At 75.2% G+C, this 1,607-nt stretch carries 2 protein-coding genes and 1 pseudogene; all 3 read right to left on the bottom strand.

Annotated features, from left to right (window positions below; genetic code table 11):
* A partial coding sequence (locus ABZ371_RS32485) for a DUF305 domain-containing protein (protein WP_358686505.1) occupies positions 1-642 on the bottom strand: 642 nt, incomplete at its 3' end.
* Positions 639-1,295, bottom strand: a complete 657-nt coding sequence (locus tag ABZ371_RS32480; protein WP_358686503.1) for a DUF3105 domain-containing protein — start codon at positions 1,293-1,295, stop codon at positions 639-641. The genes ABZ371_RS32480 and ABZ371_RS32485, both read right to left, overlap by 4 nt.
* Positions 1,296-1,412: 117 nt before the next feature.
* Positions 1,413-1,607, bottom strand: a pseudogene (locus tag ABZ371_RS32475) (hypothetical protein); the annotation flags it as partial.

The following is a 1,607-nucleotide window of genomic DNA, read 5'->3' as shown; positions in this document are numbered from 1 at the left end:
GGGCCGTGCGCCCCGCTCCCTCAGCATGTCGGCCATGCGGGCGGTCTCCGACTCCAGGGCCCGGGCCATGCCGGCCGCCAGGTTCCTGATCTCCTCGGTGCCGGCCGCGCCGGCCGCGGCCCGCGCCATGTCCGCGCCGGCGCGGTGGTGCACGGTCATCAACCGGAGGAACAGCACCTCCGCGTCCCGGCCCGAGGCCGCGCGCAGCCGGTCGAGCTGGGTGTCGGTCGCCATGCCCGGCATCAGCGACCCGTCGGCCCCGGCGGCGACGGGGTGGCCCATCCACTCCATGGGCGGCCGGCCCGAACTCTTGGGCCTGCCCCACGCCTCCAGCCAGCCGAGCATCATGCCGCGCTGGTTGGCCTGGGTGTTGATGATGTCGTACGCGAGCCGGCGCACGTCCTCGTCGTCGGTGCGGTCCCGGACGACGAAGCCCATCTCGACCGCCTGCTGGTGGTGGACGGACATGTCCCGGGCGAAGCCGACGTCAGCCGAGGACTCGGCGGGCGCGGCTGCCTCGGGGCCCGCCGAGGAGGCGGCGGAGGGCCGCACGACCATCAGCGCGATCAGCCCCGCGGCCAGCAGGAGGACCAGGGGGCCCGCGAGGAGGAGGGGGCGCGGGGCGCGGGGCGTGGACGTCATCCGGCGACCCCTCCGGTGCAGGCGGCGCCCGGCTCGGGGGTCTGCGGCCCCTGGACGTACTTGGTGAAGAACTGCGCGACGCGGGCGTCGGTGGCGCTCTTCACGGTGACCTGCTTGCCCCAGGCGCTGAGCACCAGGGGGTCGTCCTGGTCGGCGACCGGGCTCATCAGCGAGTAGGGCGTCGTGGAGACGCGCCGGGCGAGCGCCTCGACGTCCGCGTCCTTCGCCTTGCCGTTGTAGGTGACCCAGACGGCCCCGTGCTCCAGGGAGTGGACCGCGTTCTCGTTCGGTATCGCCTTCGTGTAGACGTCGGCGTCGCAGTTCATCCAGACCGGGTCGTGGTCGCCGCCGACGGGCGGGTTCATCGGGTAGTCGACGGCCTTCTCGACGTGGTTCTGCGTCAGCTTGTCCCAGGACCGCTCGCCTGTGACGGGGGAGGTCCTGGCCTGTTCCTCGGCCTTGTCCTGTTCGTCGGCCGCCGACACCAGGTAGCCGCCGCCGGCCACGATGGCGGCGATCACGGCGACCGCGGCGGTGATGGTGACGACGCGGCCGCGCCGCTCGCGGGTCCGTTCCTTGCGGCGGGCCTCCTCCAGCTTGGCGCGGCGGGCGGAGGCAGGGGTGGGGGTGTTCGGGTTCTTGGCGGAAGCCATGTGAGGTCCTCGGTCGTCGGCGAACGCGCACGCGGAGGTGCGCGACGCGGGATCAGGGGGCGTGCGGAGCGCCGCTCCCGGCGCCGCGCGGGCGGGGGAGGGGCGGGTCCGGCCTCTCTAGATCCGCTGGACCTGAAGGCGGAGACGGTCGACGGCACCGGCCCCGTCGTGGGAGGGGCCGCGGATGGCCTCGCCCCCGGTGAGCGGGGCGGGCGGTGCCACGGCCGAGGGGCCGGGGAGCCCGGCGGGCGCGGTGGGGCCGGGCAGGACGGCGGGCGCCGAATGGTCCGCCGCGCCGTGGCAGGAGCTGCC

The organism is Streptomyces sp. NPDC005899 (genome assembly GCF_040629645.1).
In the GTDB taxonomy this organism is placed as follows: domain Bacteria; phylum Actinomycetota; class Actinomycetes; order Streptomycetales; family Streptomycetaceae; genus Streptomyces.
The sequence above is the reverse complement of the archived record's forward strand: the minus strand, read 5'-3'. Positions and strand labels throughout refer to the sequence as shown.